Genomic DNA, 26,246 nt, shown 5'->3' with positions numbered 1-26,246 from the left:
ACCCAAACGTCCAAACAAGGAGGAGAGGCCTATGACTGTTCATATCCACCCATCCGTTGACAGCGGTGTAACGAAGGGTACTGGCAGCTTTGCCGGCGGAACCCTTGTCTGCAAATGCCAGGACAGGCCGGTCAAGGTCGGCATCAAGGGCGATGTCGCCCACAACCACGCCTGCGGCTGCACCAAATGCTGGAAGCCCGAAGGGGCGACCTTCTCGGTGGTCGCCGTCGTGCCGCGCGAGAACGTGACCGTGCTGGAAAACGGCGACAAGCTGCAGATCGTCGATGCGTCGGCGGCTATCCAGCGGCACGCCTGCAAGGCCTGCGGCACGCATATGTACGGCCGCATCGAGAACAAGGGCCATCCCTTCTACGGCCTCGACTTCATCCACCCCGAACTGTTCCAGGAAAGCGGCTCGGCGGCACCGGGGTTTGCGGCGTTCGTGTCGTCGGTGATCGAGTCGGGCGTCAGCCCGTCGGAGATGCCGGGCATCAGATCACGCCTGAAGGAACTCGGGCTCGAGCCCTATGATTGCCTGTCTCCGGCGCTGATGGATGCGATCGCCACCCACGTGGCGAAATCGCGAGCCATGGCGGCCTGACCGGACGACCGCGTGCGACTGCCGGTGGTGGGCACCACCACCGGCGGAGTCGCGACCAATTCAAACAACGCCTTCGCGAGATCCGCCAGGGGCGATTCTCGACGATGATGTCGCATGTGCCCAATATCTGCCCTGCGCCATTGGCGGCCCGTAAAATAAAACCCGATTGTGCGAACGGAAGCTTCCCGGGCGCAAGTTGCGATGGCAAGAACTCATCTCGCACCGGAGTGTAAGGTCCGCTGACCATAGCCGCGCCTCCGCGACAACAGCCCGGCTTTCGCAAAATACACATGCAAGACAACGCGTTGTGAAGTCGATTTCGCCAGTTTTCTGGTAGTGTCCGCGCACGTCGGTCGCGCCAGGCGCGCGCCCCTTGAAAAAGTAAAAATCAAGACAGGAGGATGACGCCCGACCCAAAAACCCAAGCCGACGGATCATGCGAGCAGACTCACTGCGAGAAAACTCATTGCGAGAAGACTCATGGCCAAGGCGCTGAGCGGCAAGGAAATATGTTCTCGCTCACGCCGAAGAAACATCGGCAGCTTATGAAGAGCGAGGAACGATCATGATCAAGATGAAGATTAACGGCGAGGAACGAACCTGGGACGGCGACCCGGATCTTCCATTACTCTGGTTTCTCCGCGACGAAGCCGGATTGACGGGCACCAAATACGGCTGCGGCGAGGCGCTCTGCGGCTCTTGCACGGTCATCGTCGACAAGCAGGCCGTGCGCGCCTGCATCACCTCGGTTTCCGACGTGGTCGGCCGCGAAGTGACCACGATTGAAGGCCTTCACCCCACCGGCGATCACGCGGTTCAAAAAGCCTGGCGTCAGCTCAATGTCCCGCAATGCGGTTATTGCCAGGCCGGCCAGATCATGCAGGCCGCGGCACTGCTGATGGACAATCCGAAACCCAACCACGACCAGATACGCGAAGCGATGGCGGGCAACATCTGCCGCTGCGGCTGTTACCAGCGCATCGAAAACGCGGTGCATCTTGCGTCTACGGGGGTCTGATCATGAACATCCTCACAAATCCCGAAAAGCTTCGTGGCTTCGAGCGCCACATCAAGGTCGAAAAAATCTCCCGCCGCAGCATTCTCAAAGGCCTCGGCATTGCCGGCGGACTGGTGCTGGCGGCACCCGTCACGTCACGTCAGGCCTTCGCGGCCTACAAAACCGGCGCCGACAAGATGCCGCACGGCACCGTGGTCGACCCGCGCGTCTTCGTGGCCATCGCCCCGGATGGAATCGTGACCATCGTGGCGCACCGCGCCGAAATGGGAACCGGTGTCCGGACCAGCCTGCCGTTGATCGTGGCCGAGGAAATGGATGCCGATTGGTCGCGCGTCAAGGTAGCTCAGGCGCACGGCGACGAAGTCAAATTCGGCAATCAGGATACCGACGGCTCGCGCAGCACGCGGCACTATCTGATGCCGATGCGCCAGATAGGCGCGTCGGCGCGCACCATGCTTGAAGCCGCCGCCGCCAAGCGCTGGGGCGTGCCGGTAACCGAGGTCAAGGCCACCAATCATGAGGTGGTCCATTCGGCCAGTGGCCGCCACCTCGGATTCGGCGATCTGGCGGCCGACGCCGCCAAGGAAGCGGTGCCGAGCCTCGAAGGTTTGAAGCTGAAAGACCCGAAGGATTTCCGCTATCTCGGCAAAGGCCAGATCGGCATCGTCGACCTTCGCGACATTACGACCGGAAAGGCGCATTACGGCAGCGACACCCGCCTTCCCGGCATGAAGTATGCCGTGATCGCGCGACCGCCGGTAACCGGCGGCAAGCTCGTGTCCTTTGACGCAACGGATGCGATGAAGGTCTCCGGCGTCGAGAAGGTCATGGAGGTGCAGGGCTGGCCCTGGCCGTCCAAATTCCAGCCGCTCGGCGGCGTCGCGGTGATCGCGCGCAACACCGGTGCGGCGATCAAGGGACGCGACGCGCTGAAGATCGTCTGGGACGACGGAGCCAACGGCAAGTACGAGTCGGTGGCCTATCGGGCCGAACTCGAGGCAGCCGCGCGCAAACCCGGTTTGGTCGTGCGCAAGGAAGGCGACGTCGATGCCGCGCTGAAAACCGCCGACAAGGTCATTGTCGGCGAGTATTACCTGCCCCACCTCGCGCATGTGACGATGGAGCCCCCGGTCGCGGTCGCCGACGTCAGGGATGGCAAGGCCGATATCTGGGCGCCCGTGCAAAGCGCTGGCGGCACGCGCGAGGACGTCGCCAAGACGCTGGGAATCCCCGAAGACAAGGTGACCGTCAACGTCACCCTGCTGGGTGGCGGATTCGGGCGCAAATCGAAATGCGATTTCGCGCTCGAGGCAGCCCTGCTCTCGAAGGCGCTCGGCGCACCGGTCATGGTGCAATGGACGCGGGACGACGACATTCATCACGGCTTCCTCCATACTGTCTCGGTCGAACGTATCGAGGCCGGCCTCGACAAGAACGGCAAGGTGATCGCCTGGCGCCACCGCAGCGTTGCGCCGTCCATCGCCTCAACCTTCGCAGCCAACACGGTGCACGAGGCTGCCTTCGAACTCGGCATGGGGTTGATCGACATGCCGTTCGAGATCGCCAACATCCAGTGCGAAAATCCGGAAGCCGCCGCGCATACCCGGATCGGCTGGTTCCGCTCGGTGTCGAATATCCCGCGCGCGTTTGCGGTCCAATCCATGGTCGGCGAGCTGGCGCACGCCACCAACCGCGACCAAAAGGATATGCTGCTGGAACTGATCGGCTCGCCGCGGATCGTCAGTCTCGCCTCGGTGAAAGATCCCTGGAACTATGGCGAGCCCTACGACAGCTATCCGATCGACACCGCGCGCCTGCGCAAAGTGGTCGAACTCGTCGCCGACAAGGGCGGCTGGGGACGGTCGGTGCCCAAGGGCAGCGGGCTCGGCATTGCCGTGCACCGCAGCTTCGTCAGCTATATCGCGACCATTGTCGAGGTCGCCGTTGACGCCAAGGGCAAGCTCACAGTGCCGCGGGTCGATACCGCGATCGATTGCGGAACCTACGTCAATCCGGAACGCATCGAATCCCAGATCGAGGGCGCCGCGATCATGGGCCTCAGTCTCGCCAAATACGGCGAGATCACCTTCAAGGACGGCAAGGTGCAGCAGGGCAATTACGATACCTTCCCTGTGATCCGGATGGACGAGTCGCCGCTGGTGACCAACGTCTACATCGTGCCGCCCGGCCCCGATACCCCGCCGAGCGGCGTCGGCGAACCGGGCGTGCCGCCGTTCGCACCGGCGTTGATCAACGCCATCTTTGCCGCCACCGGAAAACGCATCCGAAGCTTGCCGATCGGCAAACAACTGGAGGCGTGAGACGACATCGCGCGCCTGGCGGGCGCGTCAATCAAAAAAGGGCGGCGAACACTTTGTCCGCCGCCCTTTTCTTTCCGCCTTGGTTCCTACCCCAGGGCAGCTTCGATCCGCAGATTACTTCTTGACTGCGAACACCCAGACAACGCCGCCCTGCGGCACGTTATTCTCGACGCCGATATTATTGGTGGTCGCCAATGCGTCCTGGATACGCTGCGCGTCGACACCCCAGCCCGACTGGACCGCGATGTATTCCGTACCGTCCACCTCATAGGCGACCGGCATGCCCATGATTCCGGAGTTGGTCTTCTGCTCCCACAGCAATTCGCCGGTCTTGGCATGATAGGCGCGGAACATCCGGTCGTTCGTGCCACCGACCAGAACGAGATCGCCGGCGGTCGCCGTCACTGAGCCGAACAGCTGCGATTTGGGGTAGTTCTGTTGCCAGACCTTCTTTCCGGTCGCCGGATCCCATGCCTGCAGTTCACCGTAATGATCGGCGCCGGGCTTCACCTTCAGGCCGATATCCTCCGGCTTGGTCCCAAGCCAAAGCTGGCCGGGAACGAGCGGCACCTTCTCGCCGGTAAAACCGCCGCAGAAGTTCTCGTTGGCGGGAACGTAGACGAAGCGGGTCTTCTGGCTATACGCCGCCGACGGCCAATCCTTGCCGCCCCACAATGACGGGCAGAACTCGACCCGCGTACCCATGACCGGCTTATGCGCGGGATCGACGATCGGCTTGCCGGTCTCGGCCTCGATGCCTTTCCAGACGTCGGTTTGAACGAAGGGCCAGCCGGCGACATAGTTGATCTTGTCCGCCTGGCGTTCCAGCACCCAGAAGATCGCGTCGCGCCCGGGATGAATGAGGCTCTTGAAGGAGCGGCCATCCCGTTGCAGGTCGATCAGCATCGGCGCCTCCACCTCGTCCCAGTCCCAGGAATCGTTTTGATGGTACTGGTGGTAGGCTTTGATCTTCCCGGTGTTGGGATCCAGTCCGAGCACCGAACTTGTGTAGAGGTTGTCGCCCGGGTGCGTTGAGCCCGGCCAGGGCGCAGCGTTTCCGACGCCCCAATAGATGGTCTTGGTGTCGGTGTCGTAATTGCCCGTCATCCACGCCGATCCGCCACCCGTCTTCCAGTCGTCGCCGCTCCAGGTGTCGTGGCCGGGCTCGCCTTCGCCGGGAATGGTGAAGGTCCGCCACAGTTCCTTGCCGTCATTGGCGTCGAACGCGACGACATAGCCGCGCACGCCGAATTCGCCGCCGGAACCGCCGACGATGACCTTGCCGTCGACGACCAGCGGCATCAGGGTCAGATACTGACCCTTCTTGTAGTCCTGGACCTTGGTGTCCCAGAGAACCTTGCCGGTCTTGGCATCGAGCGCCACGACATGATCGTCGGTCGTGGCGAGGTACAGCTTGTCCTGCCACAAGCCAACGCCGCGGCTGGTCGGATGCAATTGGAAGAGGTCGTCGGGAAGCTGGCGTTTGTAGCGCCAGTACTCGTCGCCGGTCTTGGCGTTGATGGCGATCACCTGCCCCATCGGGGTCGCGACGAACATCACGCCATTGTTGACGATCGGCGGCGCCTCGTGGCCTTCGACCACTCCGGTGGAGAAGGTCCATACCGGCGTCATGCTTTTGACGTTGGTGGTGTTGATCTGGTCGAGCGGGCTGTAGCCCTGCCCGTCATAGGTCCGGCGATAGAGCATCCAGTTGCCGGGTTCGGGATTTTCGAGGCGGGCCGATGTCACCGGGCTGTAATTCTCGATCGGGGCGGCACCGGCGGCGGTTGCGATAAGGCATGTAAACGCGACAGAGCCAGATAATAGCCATTGCTTCGTGGTCATGGACGCTACCTCCCTGTTTGTTTTTTCACTTGTTTCAGTCCCGTGCGGAATCCGATGCGGGATGCCGTCACCCCGCCTGTTGTACGCCTACCTTTCCAACAAATGTTGCAGCTACCGTGAGCGCGCCGTCGGCGACAGCCAGCGGAAGCGCCGCCAGACGCCGGGGCGCCGGTCCGAATACGACTTGCGCGCTTTGTCGCGGATCAAATTCGGAATTGTGACAGAAGCATTTGAAAACGTTCTTGTCGCCCGTCGCCCCCTTAACCCAGCCGGTGACGGGACATCCGGCGTGGGTGCACGTATCCGAATACGCAACGACGCCGTCGGCAAACCGCGCGCGCGTCTCGTCATCGAGTTCGGCCGGATCGAGCCTGATGATCAGCACCTCGTTCAACCGGGAACCCTTGCGGACGACGGAGGTTTTTGGATCCTTTGGCCAGGCGCGCACCGGCGGACCGCCGAGCTTCAGATCCTCCGGCTTGATGACTTCGCCGGCACGTTCTCCTTCGGCGAAAACCAGGACGTCGGCTTTTTGAGGTCGCTCGTCGCTGCCGGGCTGATCCTCGTCGGCACGGGCCGATGGGGGCGCCGCCGCGCCCGCCGCCGTGGCGAGGGCCGCCAGGATCACCGTGCGCCGTGTCTGATCAGAAGACGATGACATCGCCGTCTCGCGTTCTGCACTGATGCCTGCCGCCGGTGCTGCAGTGCGTGACCGGATTTAGAGATGACTCAAGCTGAACGGTCGAACTCGGCCAAAAAGAGGCGACGGACGATTTTTGTCACGCGACCTGCAATTTTCCGATGATGCAACCTTAGCAAGAATACGATTTCCGCTCCAATCAAATCATACCCCAGAAAATGACGTCATGCACATTTCGCAGATCAGCCCGAATGCACGCGCGGCGCGTTACAGGAAAGCGCGGCCCGAATGCGTATCGGTCAGGGTTTGTTGTGGAACCTTTTAAGCATCGGGAAGTTAACGTCGACGCGCTTCGTGCGCCACCATGTCAGACGCTAGGGCGCCTCACCCGTCCTTGGCATCAGCAACACATGAGGTTCATTTTTCCGGCACTAACCGTCGGGCGGGTGATATCGAAGGGCTCGGCTTTCCGGTTTGTCTTTTTCGATCCGTAACGCCGTAGCGGTCTCACTGTGAACCCGCGGCCTCGCTGAAAAACTTTTCGAACTTGCCTTCCACGCCTTCAAAATCCTCGGCGTCGGAGAGCGCCTCTTTCTTGTCGGAGATATTGGGCCAGACCACGGCAAATCTGGCGTTTAGCGCCAGCCATTTTTCCAGCCCCGGCTCGGTGTCGGGCTTGATCGCATCCGCCGGACATTCGGGTTCACAGACGCCGCAATCGATGCATTCGTCGGGGTGTATCACCAGCATGTTGTCCCCCTCGTAGAAACAATCGACGGGACATACCTCGACGCAGTCGGTGTATTTGCACTTGATGCAGGCTTCGGTGACGACATACGTCATCTGGCGCTCCGGACTATCGTGGCTTCAAGAGGCGACTACGCGCCTGATTTTGCCTTGCCGGCGGCGATCCGCTGCAGCCCCCAGCGCGCGTTCTTCCTGACTTCGGGATCTGGATCATTGGCCACGAGCACGAGATACGGTTCGGCCGCTGCGTCGGCAATCTCGCCCAGTGCCGCGGCCGCTTCCTTGCGCAGATTGGCCTGCTCGTGGGTGATGCATTTGCCGATCGGATGGACCGCCCGCTCGATCTTCATCTTGCCGAGGCTTCGGATCGCCTTCAGCCGCACCTGCCAGAAATCGTCCGCCAGCGCTGCTATCAACTGATCCGCCGCCACCGAGCCGTTGGCATTCTGGCCAAGCGTCTCCGCCGCCATCTCGCGGACCATCCAGTCGTCATCCCCCAGCGTGCGGGTGATCGATTCGGCCGCGGGCTTCATCTGCGAAAACGCCAGCGCGCTGACCGCCGCCCGCCGGACATGGGAATCGGAATCGCCGGTGGAAGCCGTGAGCGCGGGAATCGACTCTTCGAGCTTCAGGAAGCCGATGACGCCGATCGCCTGCACGCGGACCGCGGCATCGATGTCCCTGAGCGCTTCGAGCGCGGGTTTCAGCGTATCCTTGCGCCGCAATTCCTTTAGCGCCCGCAGCGCGCCCATGCGGACGAAGGCGTGACCGTGCTTGACCAGCGGCAATATCGCGTCGGCGCAGGCCGGGTCCTTGAACTCGGCCATGCTGTCGGCTGCAGCCGACGCCACCGCCTGCTCCGGATCGACCAGCAGTCTCGCCAAGGCAGTCGCGGATTCCGGCCCGTCGAATTCCCCGAGCGCCATCGCCACCTGCTGACGCACGCCGGCGTCGGGGTCGGAGACCATATTGGCGAGATGTCCCACCGCAGCCGGATCCCCGGAATGGCCGAGCGCAATGATGGCGACGCGACGTTCCGCCGGATCGGCGGCCTGAAGGCGCTCATCGGCGTCCTCGAGATCGTCGTAGGATTCGAAAGGGCCCGACATGGTTACCTCAGCAGGTAGGGAATGTTGACGGTGACGGCGCCGGTCGGGCAATCGGCCTCGCACGGCATGCAATACCAGCACTCGTCGTAGGCCATGTAGGCCTTTCCGGTCATGTCGCTGATACGCAGCACGTCGAGCGGACAGACGTCGACGCAGACGGTGCAGCCCTTGTCCGCGATGCATTTGGCATCGTCGACGACGACCGGCACCGAGGTCTGATAGCTGGCGAGAGGCATGTGTTAAATCTCCTGTTGCTTCGTTGCAGTGCGGTTACGCGCTGGCACGGATGCGTTGCTTGTCGTAGAGATCCTTCTCGTCGTCGGCGATCGGAACTACATAGGGCTCCACATCCCGTTTCTCGCTGGTCATCTTGCCGTCCTGCTTGCTGAGCAGCGTGTGGCAGAACCAGTTCTCGTTGTCCTTCTCCGGGAAATCGGTCCGGAGGTGATAGAGGCCCCAGCGGCTTTCCTCGCGGTACAGCGATGCGTGGGCGGCCATGTCGGCGCAATCCAGGATCGACTGGGTTTCCAGCGCGCGCAGCAGTTCGTGCGAATTGCGCGCGATCATGCGCTGCTCCATATCCTCACGAACTTCCGCCAGCCGGCGCTGCCCCAGTTCGAACTTGCGCGTGACCTTCGGCGGCTGCAGATAGTCGTTCACCAGGCGGCGCGCCTTGTATTCGATCTGGTTCGGCGGGATGCCGTCTTCCCGCTTGGTCGGCGCCATGACGCGGTCGCGTTCTTTGGCGACGTCGGCGGCATCGAACTCGGCAAAATCGTGGTTGTCGGCGAACTCCATCGCGTCGATGCCGGCGACCGAGCCGTTGGTGAAGGCGCCGAGCATGTAATTGTGCGGCACGCTGGCCATGTCGCCGGCGGCATAGAGCCCCGGCACCGTGGTGCGCGCGAAATCGTCGACGAACACGCCAGAGGCGCTATGTCCCGAGCAGAACCCGATCTCGGAGATGTGCATCTCGATCGATTCGGTTCGATAGTCGGTGCCCCGTCCCTTCTGGAACAGGCCGCGCGTCGGCCGCTCGACCTTGTGCAAGGTGGATTCGATTTCCTCGATCGTGTTCGGATGCAGGTGCTTGAGCTGCAGGAACACCGGCCCCTTGCCGGACAACAGCTCGTTGTAGAACTCGAGCATCATCTGGCCCGACCAGTAGTCGCATTCGATGAACCGCGATCCTTCGTTATTCGCGGTGAACGCGCCGAAGGGACCCGCGACATAGGCGCAGGCCGGCCCGTTGTAATCCTTGATCAGGGGATTGATCTGGAAGCATTCGAGGTTCGCAAGTGCTGCACCGGCATGATAGGCCATCGCGTAACCGTCACCGGAATTGGCGGCGTTCTCGTAGGTGCCGAACATATAGCCTGAGGTCGGCAGGCCGAGACGTCCCGCAGCACCCATGCAGAGAATCACGGACTTGGCCTTGATGACCAGGATTTCCGCGGTGCGGGTGTTGACGCTGATGGCGCCGGCGACGCGTCCATCGCTCGCCGTCAGCAGACGTGTCGCCATGTAGCGGTTCGAAATCAGGATCCGCGCCCGACGGAGCTGGCGGTAGAGCGCCTTCTTCACGGTCTCGCCGTTCGGCATCGGAAGCACATAGGTGCCGATGTGATGCACCTTCTTGACCGCGTAGTCGCCGTTCTCGTTCTTCAGGAAGCGGATGCCGAAACTGTCGAGCTCCTCGATGATGTCAAAGCAATTCTGCGCGTATTTATAGACCGCCTTCTGGTCGACGATGCCGTCGTTGGCGATGGTGATTTCCTTGGTGTATTGCTCCGGCGTCGCGTAGCCGGGAATGACGGCGTTGTTCAGCCCGTCCATACCCATCGAGATGGCGCCGGACCGCTTGACGTTGGCTTTCTCGAGCAGAACGACATTCGCCTTGGGATTTTTCAGTTTTGCTTTCAGCGCGGCCATCGGCCCGGCGGTGCCGCCGCCGATCACGAGCACATCGCAGGAAACTTCCGAAAGCCCGTCGACGATTTCATCCATTGCCATCATTCGCTCCTGGTTCGGCGCAGTCGCCGCCGTCGTCAGCAGATTTGTTCAGTTGTCCCTCCGGCGATAGCAATTAGTTGTCGCCGAAGAGAGAATGCCAATGTTTGGCCCGTTTGCCGAAATCGAAGCCAGCTTCATGATCAACAAACAGGCAAACACATTGGCTCAACGTTCCCTAGGAAACCAAAGTCGCGCAACGCCGGACTTTGATTTCCGGTCGATTAGTTTCCAATTTTGTGAAGGTGAGCGTGACGCGATCATCTAAAGTGACGCGATCATCTAAAACATCCGTGATGCAGCATGTTCGTGCTGCGTCTCGCGCGCTCACCGGCAATTAGTTGCTATCCACGCCATCGGCCGCAACATAACGTCAACAGCGAAGGATATTCAGATGTCGATGACGGCACCGCCAGCGACCGACTCATTCACCTGCGAGGTGAGCGCCGATCTCGCCTCACTCTCCATGATCGCAGCCGACGGATCCTGCACCACCCTCAGCGCGGAGAAGCTCCGGCTGTTCTGCAAATGCGCCCATTGCACCCGCGCCCGGTTCGACGAGCGCTTTCCGAAGCACTTCCCGGGGATCGCGATCGTGGAAGTCGCCGACCTCGGCTACGGCCTGAATATCTGCTTCTCGGATGGGCACAATCGCGGAATCTACCCCAAAAGTTATCTAGCGAGCCTGACCGATCATTGATTTAATTGATCTTTTTGTTCTCGTTCCCCGACTCAATCTGGCACGAAGATTGCTGCTTTTTAGATCAGCTATAAATGATCTGGAGACCGGCAATGTTGCTGCAGGCTACAAACACGGTGGGCGGAAGCCCGCCTTCGGCCGCGGCGACCAAGGCGAAATCGGGTTCGTCCCTGCTGTTGACCGAGAACCAGCAATCGATCGGCGGTCCGCCCTCCCTGATGGAGAAATTGACGCTGCGCGAGCGGGAAACCGTTCTGAAGCAAGGACGCCGAAAGGTCCTCAACCGCGGACAGACGCTGTTCAGTCAGGGCGCGAAACACGACGGCATTTTTCTGATCGAAAGCGGCCGAATCCGGGTGTTCTATTCCTCGCCGGCCGGGCGCGAGATCACGCTGGCCTATTGGCATGCCGGTAATTTCGTCGGCGGGCCGGAGGTATTCGACCACGGCATTCATCAATGGTCCGGCATTGCTTCCAGCAATTGCAGCGTCGTGCAGCTGCCGGGCAAGGAGCTGCGAACGCTCGCGGGCGAAATACCGAACCTTGCCATCGGCTTGATCGAGGGGCTTGCCTTCAAGGGCAAATGCTATTCGGCGCTGGCGCAGATGCTGGGAACCCGTTCCATTACCCAGCGGCTCGCGCACCTGCTATTGCACCTGATGGATCTCTACGGCGTCGAAGATCCCGATGGAACGGTGATCGCCGCGGCCTTCACCCATGCCGACCTCGCGCACATGGTGGGGGCGACCCGGCAATGGGTCACGATCAGCCTGAAGCGAATGCAGGAGAAGCGAATCGTCCTGACGAAGCGGTCGCAGATCGTCGTCTGTCTTCCCAATGTTCTGGAGGAGATGCGGGGCCAAGCCTCTGATTAACAAGCCTCGGATTAAAAGCGATGCACACGCAAGCGGCTTTGCCCGGCAAAACTGCCCAACGAGTATGCAACCGGCTTTTGACGGCAACTAATCGACTATGACCACAAGTCCGCATTTGCAGGGAGCGCCTCCCCAAACCAAACATGGGGACCGCAGCACATCCAACCGAATGAGGATGAAAATGGTCCGCCACGTTCAAACACTCTCGACAGCGATGTCCATAGCGGCCGTGGCCCTGGCGCTCGCGCAGCCGGCCAAGGCGGAAACCATCAGCATCGGCATCGGAACCCAGGATACCACGACCAATACGGTGACGGCCGGCACCGTGATTCGGCAGCTTCATCTGTTCGAGAAATACCTGCCGACCGACGGCAAATACGCCAACATCAAGTTCGAACTCGAATGGCAGAACTTTACATCCGGGCCGCCCGTCACCAACGCGATGATGGCCAACAAGCTGCAGTTCGGCATGATGGGAGATTATCCGCTCATCGTGAACGGCTTCACCTTCGAGAGCAATCCTGAAAGCAAGAGCCGCCTCATCGCGGTTGCCGCCTACAGCCTGTCCGGCTCCGGCAACGGCATCGTCGTGCACAAGGACTCGCCCTATTACGACCTCGGGGACCTCAAGGGCAAACTGGTCAGCGTTCCCTTCGGATCCGCAGCGCATGGCATGGTCCTCAAGGCCATGCAGGACCGCGGCTATCCCGCGGATTTCTTCCAGCTGGTCAGCCAGAGTCCTGATGTCGGCTCGACCAACCTTCAGGAGAAGAAGATCGACGCGCATGCCGACTTCGTTCCGTTCGCCGAACTGCTGCCGTTTCGCGGCTTTGCCCGCAAGATTTTCGACGGCGTGGAAACCAACCTGCCGACCTGGCACGGCGTCGTGGTCCGCACCGACTTCGCCGATAAATATCCGGAGGTCGTGACCGCCTACATCAAGGCGATTATCGCCGCCAACCAGTGGCTCCGCGCCGATCCAAAACTTGCGGCCGAAAAAATCCAGGAATGGACCGGCATCGCCAAGGAAGTCGTCTACATCTTCCTGGGCCCAAGCGGCAACATGACCGCCGATCCCACCATCAAGCCGGCCCTGATCGAGGCCGCGGCAACCGACGTCAAGGTGCTGCAGAATCTCGGACGCATGAAGGAGTTTGATCCCAGGAAATGGGTCGACGACAGCTTCATCCGCAAGGCCTATGGCGAAATGAAACTGGACTACGACGCCCAGCTCGCCAACGCCAGGAACTACGAGATTTCGGGCGAAGACAAGTTCTGCAAGAAGCCGATCGCCGATCCCCGCAAATCCGGCGAGGTGTGGGTCGACGACGAGGGAATCCTCCCCTTCAGCAGCACGACCTGCACGCTCGGCGCCTACGCCGATTTCAAGGCCAAGGGCAAGAAGATCAACGTCGCTTACGTCTTCGATACCGCGCGCGGCATCAAATTGTTCGCCGACCAGGCCTTCTTTGCGGTCGCCGGCGGCGACATCGCGCCGTTCCTGTTGAAGAAGGATGCGGAAGCTTACGCTGCGAAGAACAACGGCAAGGTGCTCGGGTTCGAGGATGCCGTGAAGTCGGCCGTGACCGGAGGCAAGACGTGAGCAGCCCCTCGCTCGTGCGACAACCAACCGAAAGCGAGACATCCGCGACCACGGCCGAGCTGGCGCCGCCCACCTCAGCGCCGGTGATCGATCCCGTCACGCTCCGCGTCCTGGCCGGGCGCTGGTTCCGGCTCAACAAGGAGCGCATGCGCGCGATGCTGATCGGCGTGATCTCGCTGGTCGCATTCCTGATCGTCTGGCACCTCCTGACCAAATACCGCGTGGTGTTCTTCGTCCGCTTCACCAACGTTCCCTCGCCGCTGGCGGTCTACGCCAGTTTTACCAAGGCGATCCACGACCCCAAATTCCTGCTGCACGTCCTCTTAAGCTGCCGCCGGATCATCTTCGGTTTCTCGCTCGCAGCCCTTGTCGCGGTGCCGCTCGGCCTCGTGATGGGCCGTTTCAAGCTGATCCACGAGGTCGTGTTCCCGGTTTCCGAAGTGCTGCGGCCGATCCCGGCGATCGCGTGGGTGCCGATGGCGATCATGCTGTGGCCGACCAACGAGCAGAGCATCGTCTTCATCACCTTCCTCGGCTCGTTCTTTCCGATCCTGGTGAATACGCTGCACGGCATGTCGCTGGTCGACCCGGTGCTGGTTCGCGCCGCGCGATGCCTCGGCGCCAAAGAAGCTTCGATCTTCCGCGAGGTGTACTTTCCGGCTTCGCTGCCGCACATCTTCACCGGGCTTACCGTCGGGATGGGCGTAGCCTGGGTTTCGCTGATCGCCGCCGAGATGATCTCCGGCCAATACGGCATCGGCTACTTCACCTGGGAGGCCTATTCGCTGGTCCAGTACGCCGACATCGCGCTCGGCATGATCGCGATCGGCGTGCTCGGCCTGTTGTCCAGTCTCTTGATCCGATCCGCCGGAAAGCTGGCAATGCCATGGGGGCGCACATGAGCCTGATCGAAGCCAAAACCGCCCAAGGCCACATCGAGGTCAAGAATTTCGCGCTCAGCTATGAGACGATCGACGGTTCGGTGGCCGCGGTCACCGACACGGAGATCCACGTCAAGCCGGGCGAATTCGTCTCGATCGTCGGGCCCTCCGGGTGCGGCAAATCCACATTGCTGAACGCAGTCGCGGGATTCCTGAAACCTACCGCGGGAACGGTCACCGTCGACGGCGAAGAGGTGAAGGGACCGAGCGCGGAACGCGGCATGGTGTTCCAGCAATATTCGCTGTTCCCCTGGAAGACGGTGCGCGAGAACGTCGAATTCGGATTGAAGATGCGCGGCATGGAGCGCTCGCGCCGCGAGCGGGCCGCGCGCACCTTGCTCGGAATAGCCGGGCTGGAAGCGTTCGAGAAACATTATCCCGACCGGCTTTCCGGCGGCATGAAACAGCGCGTCGGCATTGTGCGGGCGCTGGCGACCGGGCCAAAGGTGCTGCTGCTCGATGAGCCGTTCGGAGCGCTGGACGCGCAAACCCGCGTCATCATGCAGCAGATCCTCACCAACATGTGGCAGCGGCTGAAGATCTCGGTGCTGTTCGTGACCCACGATATCGACGAAGCGATCTTTCTGTCCGACCGCGTCTACTGCATGACGGCGCGCCCCGGCTCGATCAAGGCCGAAATTCCGATTCCGCTGGAACGGCCGCGGCAGCAATCCATGATGATGTCGTCAGAGTTTTTGGGGCTGCGGCGCGGCCTGATGTCGCTGATCCGCGAGGAGAGCCTGAAAGCGATGGGCGGCGAAATCAGCGATCTCGGCATGCAGGGACTGAATATCGACCTGCACGGGCAATCCCTGGCCGACGTGCTCTAAGGGCGTGTACTCATAAATGCGCGATGTCCGCTTTTGGGCGTAGAGCAGACATGCACTGGTCACTCCGGAATTTCGCCTTTTGACCCAACTCGGACGACCAGCAATAGCCAACCCGCCGCCCAAGGGCCTGATCAGAAAAAAGTAGGTTTAGCCTCGTCGAGAGGTTAGGATTTAGAGTGGCCTGCTCACCTTTCTTTGGAGGTTCGAACATGGCACGGCACCTTTTCTTCGCGATCACCCTCATAGGCATCGGAGTGCTCCTCAACTCACAGGCAGATGATCTTCCCCCGAAAAAATGGACAGGGTTAAGCTGCTTTTAGCTCCATCTCGATCGGGCTGAGATAGCCGATGGCGGAGTGACGACGCGTTCGATTGTAGAAGCCCTCGACATAGGCAAAGATATCACGTGTGGCTTCTTGCCGTGTTGCATAATGCCGGTGATGGACGAGCTCGGTCTTGAGAGTGTGGAAGAAGCTTTCCATCGGGGCATTGTCGTAGCAGTTGGCCTTGCGGCTCATTGAGGCCCGCAAGCCGGCAGACTGCATCATATTGCGATACTCCGCCGAAGCATATTGAACGCCCCGATCGGAATGGTGGATCAGGCCGGCACCAGGCCGCTGTGCTGCAATGGCCATCCGCAAAGCCGCCAATGGCAGGTCGGCGCGCAAGTGATCCGCCATCGCCCAGCCGACGATCTTGCGGCTGTACAGGTCCATGACGGTGGCCAGATAGAGCCAGCCCTGATCAGTCTCGACGTAGGTGATGTCGGCGAGCCAGATCCGGTTCGGCGCGGCGGCGGTGAAGTTCTGCTCGAGCAGATTCGGGGCAATCGGGAAGTCGTGACGGCTGTCGGTGGTGCGCACCCGGCGTGGCCGCGCCATGATGGCCCTGATCCCGTGACGGCGCATCAGTCGCTCGATGCGACCGCGGCTCGCCCCGCGGCCCTGGGCCTTCAGCTCGGCATGGATGCGCGGGCTGCCATAGCGTCCGCAGGCCTCGCGGTGGACCCGTTCGATGTCGTCGACGAGCGCACGATTGGCGGCGGATCGCCGGCTCTCCGGGCGCGCTCGCCAGGCATAGTAGCCGGCCGGCGAGACACCGAGCACGTCGCACATCAGTGACACCGGGTAGTCAGCGCGGCGATCTTCAATGAAACGGAATCTCATGTCCGCGTCCCAGCAAAGATCGCGATCGACTTTTTTAAAATGTCGCGCTCCATGCGCAGCCGTTCGTTCTCTCGCTGCAAACGAGCGATCTCCGCCGCGTGGTCCGCCGACGGCACCGTCGCCTGCGTTGTGGGGCGCCGCGCCGGTGCCGTCGGCTCCCGCCCAGCCCCACGCTGCTCCACCCAGCGCCGCAATACGGAATCGCGCAGGCCAAGTTCCTTGGCCACCGATCCGATCGAGCGACCGCTCGAAGCCACCAGATCGACTGCTTGCCGCTTGTAATCGTTCGTAAACGACCGACGTTGACGTGCTTCCATCCGACACCTCCTGGCTCCTCGAGCCTACTACAGGTGTCCATCAATTCGGAGGAGGTTCACAGAAGCAGTGAAAGATGCAGCGCAATGTGAGGATCAAGCCGCAAATTGCGTGGGCAGTTGTGTCAACCCCGGTGGTGGGACGAATGATAACAAATGCATGAACTACTGCGACCGGCAGGTGACCAGATGTTTGGTACGCGCGCATGGCGCAGCTCGGCGGTAATAGGTGGTGACGGGATAGGGGCAGAGCGGAAAGGCGTACCGGCCTGCCCAAAAGCATACTCGAACACGCAATCGGCGAGAAACGATTCAGCCAAGAAGACCGACGCCGCAACTCCAAAGAAGCCCAAGATAATTAGCTAGATTTTCAGCGGTCCCATATCGGTGGGTTCTCTTCGTTGGCCGAGCGGGTATTGGCCTGTTTCGACCCTAAAGAGTAACGGCAATCACTAACAACCTGGTTAAGATACCGGGTTTGGGGCTGCTATCATTTCCCGATCTTGACCTTACGTCCGCTCCTGGCACTTCTCGGACATGCCGAGACAGCCTGACGATTGTCCGCTCACGGGGGCAAAGCAGACATCCCGCCGCAAGGCCGCGACTTCCGTTTTTGACCCTAAGGCGACCTCTGGCGTTATTTTGGAGGCGTCGCATGCGGTGGGTTGCACGTTACAACCGGCGCTCTACATCTTAGTGGATTGAGTGGCCGATGCAGGAAGCGAGGCGCGTTAAAGGGCAAGGCGATGCGGCTGGCGAATTTCGACCCCAAAAGCAACCTGTCTTTGGCCGACCGCGCCAAAGGCGCAATAGCTTACGTTTGTGGCGAGGTCTTTTTTTGGTTCGGCTTTTTTCTAGCCGTATGGGGAGCTACCTACAACATCTACCTGGGGCTGGCCTTATTTTTAGGTTGGGTGCTACTTTTTGTACTGATGGTGCGGCGAGAACTCAAACGAGACATCGAAGCCCTCGACGATCCTAACCAACTGACGCGGCGTCGGAGGAACGATATGCCCGTTCGATTTGCAGTCGAATTTGTCAAGTCCATCGCGATCATAATTGCGCTGACGCTGGGAATGGGGTTCGCGGCTGAAATCGTTGCGTTCGCTTTATCCGACCGTGATGTGAGTGGCGCGTTTGGTTCTGGTCTAGCCGGAATTGCTGGCGGCATACTTGGCTTAGTCATCGCCGTCGTGATCGTCCTCAGGCAGATTGCTGACATCGAGGATTGATATGGGCGATAATCAAGCCCAGCCCGAGATGTCGCCAGCATTAGCAATGATGGATTGAGGCGAATACTCGCAGAGCGTGCATCATTGTCTAGCCTGTGCTAAGGTTCAAACGCAGCGGGACAATTTCGACCTTCGACCGCGCCTTGCAGGTGAGATTTCTATCAATGATTAAGCGTGGTCTGTCGGTATTCGATCCGCCCAAAGACCTGATCGACGCCTCTGGGGTGACACCCAAGCTGAGTGAAGACGAGCGCGTGCTCTGGATCGGCACGCCAGGATGGTTCAGTTCTTTCTTCTGCTCAACGACAGTTCCTACGTGGGGAGCGTTTTGCCTGGCGCTTTTCGCGTATCATGGGATCTATACGCTAACACCGGAGCAACACGCCATTGAAGGGCTCGTAAGAGGACGATGGATAGTTGTCTGTGTGATAGTCATATTTGCCTTCATACCTCAGCTATTCGTACTGCGCATAGGCGGGGCCTTTGCGTATATTCTCACGACAGAACGAATGATCGTAAAAATCGATCAGACAAGAATGTTCGTCAGATGGCTTAGGTACTTCAAGAGCGTCGCCGATACGGATGGCTTTGCTGCCTATGACTGTAGACATCTCAACGGCGCTCGTGTCTATGCCGGCTTGTGGAACTACGGAAATATAAGCGTCCGCCTCAATGTCGGCTCGTTCGGCGGGCTCAGAGACGGCATATATGAATCTGAGCCAGTTTTTCGTGACGGCAGATACGTGAAAGTATTCTGGCGGAGGTTGGCTTACTTCCATTTGGCCGAGACACCTTGCAACGTGTACTTCGGCATCAAGGACGTAGGTAAGCTTAGTGATATTCTAAACGATCAATGCGCGGCCGATATTGAGCGCATAGTTTCCCGGCGACGCTGACGCGAAACCTGGAAGCCCAGTGAAATGGGCTTTAAACTAGGCGGACCGCTCTAGTTTACTGGCATGTCCGGAAGTGGCCCAAAGCAGACATGCTTTAGGCTAACCCGAATGTCCGCTTCCGAGGGCAAAGCGGACATCGCTAAACTCACGGGCGTCCCGGATTTATGAGTACACGCCCGAGGGCGTCCTCACGACGGACCGCTCCGGACGGCCGCCAAGGCCGCCATGGCAACCCGATATTCCCGGGGGGCCCGCTCCGGAATGCGCCCGGTGCGGGCTAGCATGCGGCGTTCGTGGCTTGAATCCAGCGGCCGGCGGGGGCATAAGACCCAAAAATTCGCCGACAGCCCAAGGATTTAGGATGCCCCCCTATCGTTCCCGCACCACTACACACGGCCGCAACATGGCGGGCGCCCGCGGCCTTTGGCGCGCCACCGGCATGAAGAACGAGGATTTCGGCAAGCCGATCATCGCGGTCGTCAATTCCTTCACCCAGTTCGTGCCGGGGCATGTGCATCTGCAGAACCTCGGCCAGCTCGTGGCGCGCGAGATCGAAAAGGCCGGCGGCGTCGCCAAGGAATTCAACACCATCGCGGTGGATGACGGTATCGCGATGGGACATGACGGCATGCTCTATAGCCTGCCCTCGCGCGAGCTGATCGCCGACAGCGTCGAATACATGGTCAATGCGCATTGCGCCGACGCGATGGTGTGCATCTCCAATTGCGACAAGATCACGCCGGGCATGTTGATGGCGTCGCTGCGCATCAACATTCCGACCGTCTTCGTCTCGGGCGGCCCGATGGAGTCCGGCAAGGTCGTCATCAAGGGCAAGAAGCGCGCGGTCGACCTGATCGACGCCATGGTCGCCGCGGCCGACAGCTCGGTGACCGACGCCGAAGTCGAGGAGATCGAGCGTTCGGCCTGCCCGACCTGCGGCTCCTGCTCGGGCATGTTTACCGCCAATTCGATGAACTGCCTGACGGAAGCCCTTGGCCTTGCGCTGCCGGGCAACGGATCGGTGCTGGCAACGCATGCCGATCGCAAGAGCCTGTTCGTCGAGGCCGGGCATCTGATCGTCGATCTCGCCCGCCGCCATTACGAACAGGACGATGCCAGCGTGCTGCCGCGCGGCATCGCCAGCTTCAAGGCGTTCGAGAACGCCATGACGCTCGACATTTCGATGGGCGGTTCGACCAACACCGTGCTGCATCTTTTGGCGGCGGCCCACGAGGGCAAGGTCCCCTTCACCATGAGCGACATCGACCGGCTGTCACGCAAGGTGCCGGTGCTGTGCAAGGTCGCGCCGTCGGTTGCCGACGTCCATCTCGAAGACGTGCATCGCGCCGGCGGCATCATGGCCATTTTGGGCGAGCTGGATCGCGCCAGGCTGATCACCACCGACCTTCCGACCGTCCACAGTGCGACGCTTGCCGACGCGCTCGATCGCTGGGATATCGTCCGCACGCAAAGCGAAAAGGTCCGGCATTTCTACATGGCCGCGCCCGGCGGCGTACCGACGCAGGTGGCTTTCAGCCAAAACGAGCGTTTCGACGAACTCGATCTCGATCGCGCCGAGGGCTGCATTCGCGATGCCGCGCACGCCTACTCGAAGGACGGCGGACTTGCCGTGCTGTCCGGGAACCTGGCCGAGGACGGCTGCATCGTGAAGACGGCCGGCGTCGATCAGAGCATTCTCAAATTCTCCGGTCCCGCCCGCATCTTCGAAAGCCAGGACGCCAGCGTCGAGGCCATTCTCACCAACAAGGTGAAGGCGGGCGACGTCGTCGTGGTTCGCTATGAAGGTCCGCGCGGCGGTCCGGGCATGCAGGAGATGCTGTATCCGACGAGTTACCTGAAGTCGAAGGGACTGGGCAAAGTCTGCGCGCTGATCACCGACGGCCGCTTTTCGGGCGGCTCATCAGGACTGTCGATCGGGCATATCTCGCCGGAAGCCGCCGAAGGCGGTTTGATCGGACTCGTCGAAGAGGGTGACGTGATCGAGCTCGACATTCCCAACCGCAGCATTCGCCTGGCCGTGCCGGACGCCGAGATCAACCGGCGTCGCGAGGCCATGATCGCGAAGGGCGCGGCCGCCTGGAAACCGGCGCCACGCAAGCGCGCGGTGACGACCGCCCTGAAGGCCTATGCAGCGTTCGCGACCAGCGCCGCGCGTGGCGCGGTGCGCGTCGTGCCGGAGTGATCGAGGGGAATCGAAAAGCCTGAGGTGAAGTCTGCGCCGATCAGGCGCCCGCGGCCGGCAGGCTGGCGGCGGCGATGGCGACGATCTGGGCCAGGCGGCGTCCGATCCTGGCGGGCGCGGCGCGCAGCAATGAAGTTACCTGTCGCATCTCATTTTCCTTTTGCCCCGAGAACGCCGGGTGGATCAGGAAAATGGTCGTTGGCAGCTAACTAGTCGAGACTACAGCGAAAATAGCAACAGCCGCTTCGCCCCGAGGGCAATTCGTAGTGGATTTATTGCCGCGATCGAGCCTGCGGCGGACAAAATCTTCTCCCCCGGATTTTACCCGCCGGAGCCGCTATTTCGGCGTAAAGCCAAACGTCCGTTCGAAGCGCTTGGCGTAGTCGGGCCAGACCTCGGGGTTGACGATACGCGGCGGCCGCTTGCCGTCGAGCCCGTCGAGAATCTGCTCGGCGGCGATCTTGCCCATGTTCATTCGCGCTTCCTTCGTCACACCGGCCGTGTGCGGACTGGCCAGCACATTGTCGAACTGCAGCAGCGGATGGTCCGGCGACGGCGGCTCCTTGGCCCAGACGTCGAGGCCGGCGCCGGCGATGCGTTTGTGGCGCAGCGCATCCTCCAGCGCGGCCTCGTCGTGAATGAAGCCGCGCGCGGTGGTGATGAAAAAGGCATGCGGCTGCATCAACGCGAATTCGTGGCTGCCTATCATGCCGCGATTGTCCTTGGTCAGCGGGCAAGAGATCGACACGAAGTCCGAGCGGCGCAGGAGATCGTCGAGTTCGACCTTCTCCCCGCCCCGCGCGGCCATTTCCTGCGCCGTGAGATAGGGGTCGTAGGCAATCACGTTCATATGGAGCAGGCCCTTGCAGAGTTCGGCGATGCGGCGGCCGACATTGCCGAGCCCGACAATGCCGATGGTCTTGCCTCCGACTTCGTTGCCGATCAGCGCATTACGATTGACGTTGGCCTCGCGCCGCAGCACGCGGTCAGCCTCGAGGATACGTTTCGACAGCGTCAACAACATTCCCAGCGCGTGCTCGGCGACGGAATTGGCGTTGCCGCCGGATTGATTGACGACCAGCACGCCCGCCGCCGTGCAGGCGTCGACGTCGACGGGATCGAATCCCGCGCCGTTTGACGAGACGATCAGCAAATTCGGCGCCCGCCGCAGCAGGTCCTGATCGACATGGAAATGTCTTGCCAGTTCGTCGCGTGCCGCACCGATCTGATAGGCGTGCGCGGCGGACAGGATGGGGGCTGTGAGGTCATCCGGGCTTTCATTCTCCAGCCGGTCGAGCCGCACATCCGGCCGGGCTTTGAGAATCTCGGCATAGATCTCATGGGCGAGATATTTGACGTAGAAGACGCGCTTGTTATTCACGGACATTGGCTGGACGACTTTCAGTGAGGGAAGCCATAGAGTTTTGCGGGGTTGGTGACGAGAATGCGCTGCTGCGCCGCCTGATCCGGCGTCCAGGCTTGAAACAATTCGAGCAAATGCCCGGCATCGGGCATCTCGCCCTCGACGCGCGGATGCGGCCAGTCGCCGCCCCACACCAACACTTCCGGATTCGCCTTCACCAGCGCTTCGTGAAACGGCCGCGCGTCGGGATAATCAGGCGCGTTCTGGCTAAGGCGATGCGCGCCCGACAGTTTCGCCCAGCACCAGCCGTCGCCGACCGCGCGCAACAGACTCTGGAAACCTTCGGTGCCGGTGCCCGCGCGGGCGTCGGTGCGGCCCATGTGGTCGATCACGACCGGCAGGCCGAACGATTTCAGGAGCGGAATCGTCTGCGGCAAATCCTTCACATCGATCCAGAGCTGAAGATGCCAGCCGAGTTCGGCCATGACCGGCGCAAGCTTTTCTGCCGCGGTGAGCGGCACGCCGCCGCGATAATGCAATTGCCCGCCGCGAAAGAAATGGTTGAAGCGCAGGCCGCGCACGCCAAGCCTGCTCCACTCGCGCAAGGTCGCCGGTGAAATATCGGCATCGGCTACCGCGACGCCGCGCAGGCGCTCGCGCTGACGTTTCAGCGCGTCCAGCATCGCGAAATTGTCGTGGCCATGCGCGCTGCCCTGCACCAGTACGCCGCGGGCAAAGCCGATCGCATCTAACATCGCGAGATATTTTTCCAGCGCTGCATCCGGCGGCGTGTAGCTGCGATCCTCCGCGTAGGGAAAGCGATCCCCCGGCCCGAACACATGGGCATGAGTATCGCAGGCGTTTGGCGGCAGCGGCTGTTTCGGGCGGCTGACCTCGCGCGGCGGCAGGCAGGCGGGAATCATCTGATGTGCCACCGCGTCATTCGGCTGTCATTCCGGCGGCCTTGATGATCGGCCCCCATTTGTCGTAGTCGGCATGGATCTTGGCATCGAATTGCTGCGGCGTGCTGCCGATCGGCACGGCGCCGAGCTTGGTCAGGCGCTCCTTGACCGAGTCCGTATTCACCGCTGCGACAAAATCATGCGAGAGTTCTGTCAGTAGCTCCGGCGGCATGCCGGCCGGTCCGAGCAGGCCCCACCATACTTCGGTGTCATAGCCCGGCACCGCCTCCGACATGCTGGGCACGTCGGGCAGGAACGGCGCGCGCGTGGCCGTGGTGACGGCAAGGGCGCGTACGGTGCCGGCCTGCAGCTGTCCGATCGATTCCGGGCCGTTGTTGAACGACATCGGGATTTGCCCGCCGAGCAGGTCGTTGATCGCCGGCGCACCGCCTTTATAGGGGATGGCGTTGAGATCGATTTTGGCGAGGTTCTTCAAAAGCTCGCCGGCCAGATGCGTCGACGTTCCCGTGCCGGCGTGGGCAAAGGACAGGCTCCCCGGCTTCGCCCTTGCCGCCGCGATCATGTCGCCCAGCGTCTTGAACGGCGAATCCGCCCGCACCAGCAGCACATTGGGCGACGACGCCAGCAGCGAGATCGGCGTGAAATCCCGGAACGTATCGTAGGGAATTTTGGGATACAGGAACGCATTGGTGGCATGCCCGCTGGCGACGACGATCAGGGTGTAGCCATCCGGCGGCGACGTCGCCAGCGCCTGCGACGCAATCAGCCCGCCGGCGCCCGGCCGGTTTTCGACCACGACCGACTGTCCCCACTGCTTTGAGACCACGTCGCCCAGCGTACGCGCGAGGACATCGACGCCCCCGCCGGCGGGATAGGGCACGAAAATATGCACGGCCCTGGAGGGAAATGATTGCGCGGATGCCGCGCCAGCCGACGCGAGCATGACCGACGCGACGGCAGCCATCCGGATCCGGCTTCCCATGATACTCCTCCCGATGTTCTCGTTATCTCACATTGTGGCATGCCGACAGAATGGCGGCATCGCCGCCGCGCGCAGACCACGGTAACGACAGGGCATGTTGACAATCCCGCTGGTCGCGTCAAGTTTCGCGCCACAGCAAGACGACCGCGATTTGGATCGCGAACGAAAATCGTCGCGAAACAAGGGAGAACAAGATGGCGGTTGCGGAGCAGCGAACCTCGCCCAAAACTTCTGACAAGAAGACCTCTGACGACAAGAGCTCTGGCGAGAAGAGCTCTGGCGAGAAGAGCTGGCACGGCATCGTGCTGCAGGCGCTCAAGCGCAACGACATCCGCCTGGTGCCCTATGTGCCTGACCGCGTGCTGACCACGCTGATCAAGAACATCCACGCCGATCCGTTCTTTACGACTTTTCCCACCGCGCGCGAGGAAGAGGCGGTCGGCATCGTCTCCGGCGCCTGGATGGGCGGCATGCGCGGCGCGGTGCTGATGCAGACCTCCGGCTTCGCGACGCTGGCGAACGTGCTGGCGTCGCTGGCGATCCCCTATCAGATCCCGCTGATCATGTTCGTGTCCGAGCGCGGCACGCTCGGCGAGTTCAATTACGGCCAGTCGCTGGTGTGCCGCACCATGCGTCCGGTGCTGGATTCGCTCGCCATGGAGCATCACACCTGCACCCGGCTCGAAGAGTTCGAGTTCATCGTCGATCGCTCGATCAAGCAGGCCATCACCACCCAGGCGCCGGTGGCGCTGATCCTCTCGCCGCTGTTGACCGGCGGCAAAACCTTCGACAAGTGAGTGATCGCATGAACACCGCAACCAACCTGCCTGCGCGCAACACCAAGGTGATGAACCGCTTCGATCTCACCTCGCGGCTGATCAAAAAGCTCGAGCATGAGGAAGCCGTGATCGGCGGCATCGGCAACACCAATTTCGATTTGTGGGCCGCCGGGCACCGCCCGCAGAACTTCTACATGCTCGGCAGCATGGGCCTCGCCTTCCCGATCGCGCTCGGCGTGGCGCTGGCGCAACCGAAGCGCCGCATCTTCGCGCTCGAAGGCGACGGCTCGCTGCTGATGCAGCTCGGCTCGCTGTCGACCATTGCGACATTGGCGCCGAAGAACCTCACCATGGTGGTGATGGACAACGGCGTCTACCAGATCACCGGGGCGCAGCCGACGCCGGCCGCCGCGGTAGCCGACATCGTCGCGATCGCGGTCGCGTGCGGTCTCGTCAACAGCGCCTGGGCGGCGGACGAGGAGGATTTCGAGCGCCTGATCGATCAATCCATGGCGGCCACGGGGCCGACCCTGATCGGCGTGCGGATCGACGACAAGCCGGGTGTCGGCACCACCCGCCGCGATCCCGTACAAATCCGGGAGCGCTTCATGCACGGCATGGGCGTGCGGGAACCGCTGTAGATACATAGCGTTTTCAAGCGAAGTGGGTACCGGTTCGCGCAAAGAAAACGCGTCAATCTGGGGCAATTGGCGTATTAACCACACGCGCACCTCGAGTCGGCGTGAACGATATCAGGCGGACAAACCGTGCTAATCCGGCACGATGAACCGGATCTTCAGACTGCTCGCCTGGGCGTTGGCCGCGGCCGTTGCGTTCGCAACGCTCGGTCCGCCATCCTATCGGCCGCATTCCGACCTCGGCCAGGACGGCGAACATGCCCTCGCCTTCGTCCTGGTTGGCATCGCGTTCGGGGTGGCCTATGGCCGTAACCGGCTGATGACGACGGCGGTCGCCGTCGTCCTGATCGGCGTGCTCGAGATCCTGCAATTCTGGGCGCCGGGGCGGCATGCCCGGCTCGAGGATTTCGCCGTCGATGCGTTGGCGGCCTGTGTTGGGTTGGCGATGGCGGCGGCGCTGGACTGGATGATCAAGCGAACCCGCCGGCCGAACATCGGCACTTCCTGACA

Annotated in this window: 25 protein-coding genes; 15 read left to right on the top strand and 10 right to left on the bottom strand. The window is 61.5% G+C overall.

Annotation, left to right across the window (positions count from 1 at the left end; genetic code table 11):
- The first annotated feature begins 31 nt into the window (after nucleotides 1-31).
- The 3 genes from gfa to V1289_RS39565 all read left to right on the top strand — a co-directional run bounded on the left by gfa (nucleotide 32) and on the right by V1289_RS39565 (nucleotide 3,940).
- Nucleotides 32-601 carry an S-(hydroxymethyl)glutathione synthase gene (gene gfa, locus V1289_RS39575; RefSeq protein WP_334404495.1) on the top strand — a complete coding sequence of 190 codons (570 nt, stop codon included), beginning with the start codon at nucleotides 32-34 and terminating at the stop codon, nucleotides 599-601.
- Between the two features lie 565 nt (nucleotides 602-1,166).
- Nucleotides 1,167-1,619: a (2Fe-2S)-binding protein gene (locus V1289_RS39570; protein ID WP_334404493.1), complete on the top strand. Its 453-nt coding sequence runs from the start codon at nucleotides 1,167-1,169 to the stop codon at nucleotides 1,617-1,619.
- Nucleotides 1,620-1,621: 2 nt separating this feature from the next.
- A complete protein-coding gene (locus tag V1289_RS39565) occupies nucleotides 1,622-3,940 on the top strand; it encodes a xanthine dehydrogenase family protein molybdopterin-binding subunit (protein WP_334404491.1) in 2,319 nt (772 codons plus the stop codon).
- A 114-nt stretch (nucleotides 3,941-4,054) separates the two neighbouring features.
- On the opposite strand, the gene V1289_RS39560 is transcribed toward V1289_RS39565, so the two are convergent.
- The 6 genes from V1289_RS39560 to V1289_RS39535 all read right to left on the bottom strand — a co-directional run bounded on the left by V1289_RS39560 (nucleotide 4,055) and on the right by V1289_RS39535 (nucleotide 10,294).
- Nucleotides 4,055-5,785, bottom strand: coding sequence for a methanol/ethanol family PQQ-dependent dehydrogenase (locus V1289_RS39560; protein ID WP_334404489.1), 1,731 nt, complete (start codon nucleotides 5,783-5,785; stop codon nucleotides 4,055-4,057).
- A 67-nt stretch (nucleotides 5,786-5,852) separates the two neighbouring features.
- Nucleotides 5,853-6,446: a QcrA and Rieske domain-containing protein gene (locus tag V1289_RS39555; RefSeq protein WP_334404487.1), complete on the bottom strand. Its 594-nt coding sequence runs from the start codon at nucleotides 6,444-6,446 to the stop codon at nucleotides 5,853-5,855.
- 486 nt (nucleotides 6,447-6,932) lie between these two features.
- Nucleotides 6,933-7,268 (bottom strand): ferredoxin FdxA, encoded by a 336-nt coding sequence (gene fdxA / locus V1289_RS39550; protein WP_334404485.1) that lies wholly within the window; start codon nucleotides 7,266-7,268, stop codon nucleotides 6,933-6,935.
- A 35-nt stretch (nucleotides 7,269-7,303) separates the two neighbouring features.
- Entirely contained in the window at nucleotides 7,304-8,281 is a 978-nt protein-coding gene (locus V1289_RS39545) for a HEAT repeat domain-containing protein (protein ID WP_334404483.1), read from the bottom strand.
- Between the two features lie 2 nt (nucleotides 8,282-8,283).
- Entirely contained in the window at nucleotides 8,284-8,517 is a 234-nt protein-coding gene (locus V1289_RS39540; RefSeq protein ID WP_008141081.1) for a 4Fe-4S dicluster domain-containing protein, read from the bottom strand.
- 34 nt (nucleotides 8,518-8,551) lie between these two features.
- Nucleotides 8,552-10,294, bottom strand: coding sequence for a fumarate reductase/succinate dehydrogenase flavoprotein subunit (locus V1289_RS39535; RefSeq protein WP_334404481.1), 1,743 nt, complete (start codon nucleotides 10,292-10,294; stop codon nucleotides 8,552-8,554).
- Nucleotides 10,295-10,394: 100 nt separating this feature from the next.
- Here V1289_RS39535 and V1289_RS39530 point away from each other — a divergent pair, with 100 nt between their 5' ends.
- The 6 genes from V1289_RS39530 (at nucleotide 10,395) to V1289_RS39505 (ending at nucleotide 15,240) form a co-directional block, all read left to right on the top strand.
- Complete coding sequence (locus V1289_RS39530) at nucleotides 10,395-10,559, top strand: hypothetical protein (RefSeq protein ID WP_334404479.1); 165 nt, start codon at nucleotides 10,395-10,397, stop codon at nucleotides 10,557-10,559.
- 126 nt (nucleotides 10,560-10,685) lie between these two features.
- Nucleotides 10,686-10,991, top strand: a complete 306-nt coding sequence (locus tag V1289_RS39525) for a DUF971 domain-containing protein (protein ID WP_334404477.1) — start codon at nucleotides 10,686-10,688, stop codon at nucleotides 10,989-10,991.
- Nucleotides 10,992-11,083: 92 nt separating this feature from the next.
- Complete coding sequence (locus tag V1289_RS39520; RefSeq protein ID WP_334404475.1) at nucleotides 11,084-11,866, top strand: Crp/Fnr family transcriptional regulator; 783 nt, start codon at nucleotides 11,084-11,086, stop codon at nucleotides 11,864-11,866.
- Nucleotides 11,867-12,047: 181 nt separating this feature from the next.
- On the top strand, nucleotides 12,048-13,469 hold the full coding sequence (locus tag V1289_RS39515; protein ID WP_334404473.1) for an ABC transporter substrate-binding protein: 1,422 nt from the start codon (nucleotides 12,048-12,050) through the stop codon (nucleotides 13,467-13,469).
- Nucleotides 13,466-14,371 (top strand): ABC transporter permease, encoded by a 906-nt coding sequence (locus tag V1289_RS39510; RefSeq protein ID WP_442896123.1) that lies wholly within the window; start codon nucleotides 13,466-13,468, stop codon nucleotides 14,369-14,371. The genes V1289_RS39515 and V1289_RS39510 overlap by 4 nt, the downstream gene beginning before the upstream one ends.
- Nucleotides 14,368-15,240, top strand: coding sequence for an ABC transporter ATP-binding protein (locus tag V1289_RS39505; protein ID WP_334404471.1), 873 nt, complete (start codon nucleotides 14,368-14,370; stop codon nucleotides 15,238-15,240). The genes V1289_RS39510 and V1289_RS39505 overlap by 4 nt, the downstream gene beginning before the upstream one ends.
- Before the next feature lie 305 nt (nucleotides 15,241-15,545).
- On the opposite strand, the gene V1289_RS39500 is transcribed toward V1289_RS39505, so the two are convergent.
- A protein-coding gene (locus tag V1289_RS39500; RefSeq protein WP_442896122.1) for an IS3 family transposase occupies nucleotides 15,546-16,723 on the bottom strand; the annotation gives its coding sequence in 2 pieces (ribosomal slippage) (nucleotides 15,546-16,432 and nucleotides 16,432-16,723; 1,179 coding nt in all).
- Nucleotides 16,724-17,466: 743 nt separating this feature from the next.
- Here V1289_RS39500 and V1289_RS39495 point away from each other — a divergent pair.
- From V1289_RS39495 to ilvD, 3 genes are all read left to right on the top strand, one after another.
- Nucleotides 17,467-17,952, top strand: coding sequence for a hypothetical protein (locus V1289_RS39495; protein ID WP_334404467.1), 486 nt, complete (start codon nucleotides 17,467-17,469; stop codon nucleotides 17,950-17,952).
- A 164-nt stretch (nucleotides 17,953-18,116) separates the two neighbouring features.
- Nucleotides 18,117-18,848: a hypothetical protein gene (locus V1289_RS39490; protein WP_334404465.1), complete on the top strand. Its 732-nt coding sequence runs from the start codon at nucleotides 18,117-18,119 to the stop codon at nucleotides 18,846-18,848.
- 361 nt (nucleotides 18,849-19,209) lie between these two features.
- Complete coding sequence (ilvD, locus tag V1289_RS39485) at nucleotides 19,210-21,051, top strand: dihydroxy-acid dehydratase (protein ID WP_334404463.1); 1,842 nt, start codon at nucleotides 19,210-19,212, stop codon at nucleotides 21,049-21,051.
- A 337-nt stretch (nucleotides 21,052-21,388) separates the two neighbouring features.
- Here ilvD and V1289_RS39480 read toward each other — a convergent pair whose 3' ends face one another.
- The 3 genes from V1289_RS39480 to V1289_RS39470 are packed head-to-tail and all read right to left on the bottom strand — an operon-like array spanning nucleotide 21,389 to nucleotide 24,319.
- Nucleotides 21,389-22,438, bottom strand: coding sequence for a hydroxyacid dehydrogenase (locus tag V1289_RS39480; RefSeq protein WP_334404461.1), 1,050 nt, complete (start codon nucleotides 22,436-22,438; stop codon nucleotides 21,389-21,391).
- 14 nt (nucleotides 22,439-22,452) lie between these two features.
- Nucleotides 22,453-23,349, bottom strand: coding sequence for an amidohydrolase family protein (locus tag V1289_RS39475; RefSeq protein WP_334404459.1), 897 nt, complete (start codon nucleotides 23,347-23,349; stop codon nucleotides 22,453-22,455).
- A gap of 4 nt (nucleotides 23,350-23,353) precedes the next feature.
- Nucleotides 23,354-24,319, bottom strand: a complete 966-nt coding sequence (locus V1289_RS39470; protein ID WP_334404458.1) for a Bug family tripartite tricarboxylate transporter substrate binding protein — start codon at nucleotides 24,317-24,319, stop codon at nucleotides 23,354-23,356.
- 194 nt (nucleotides 24,320-24,513) lie between these two features.
- Between V1289_RS39470 and V1289_RS39465 the strand changes: the two genes are divergently transcribed.
- The 3 genes from V1289_RS39465 (at nucleotide 24,514) to V1289_RS39455 (ending at nucleotide 26,244) form a co-directional block, all read left to right on the top strand.
- Complete coding sequence (locus tag V1289_RS39465) at nucleotides 24,514-25,116, top strand: decarboxylase (RefSeq protein WP_334404456.1); 603 nt, start codon at nucleotides 24,514-24,516, stop codon at nucleotides 25,114-25,116.
- 8 nt (nucleotides 25,117-25,124) lie between these two features.
- Complete coding sequence (locus V1289_RS39460; RefSeq protein ID WP_334404454.1) at nucleotides 25,125-25,739, top strand: thiamine pyrophosphate-dependent enzyme; 615 nt, start codon at nucleotides 25,125-25,127, stop codon at nucleotides 25,737-25,739.
- Between the two features lie 142 nt (nucleotides 25,740-25,881).
- Complete coding sequence (locus V1289_RS39455) at nucleotides 25,882-26,244, top strand: VanZ family protein (protein WP_334404453.1); 363 nt, start codon at nucleotides 25,882-25,884, stop codon at nucleotides 26,242-26,244.
- The last annotated feature ends 2 nt before the right edge of the window (nucleotides 26,245-26,246 follow it).

This window comes from Bradyrhizobium sp. AZCC 2289, assembly GCF_036924615.1.
In the GTDB taxonomy this organism is placed as follows: domain Bacteria; phylum Pseudomonadota; class Alphaproteobacteria; order Rhizobiales; family Xanthobacteraceae; genus Bradyrhizobium.
The sequence above is the reverse complement of the archived record's forward strand: the minus strand, read 5'-3'. Positions and strand labels throughout refer to the sequence as shown.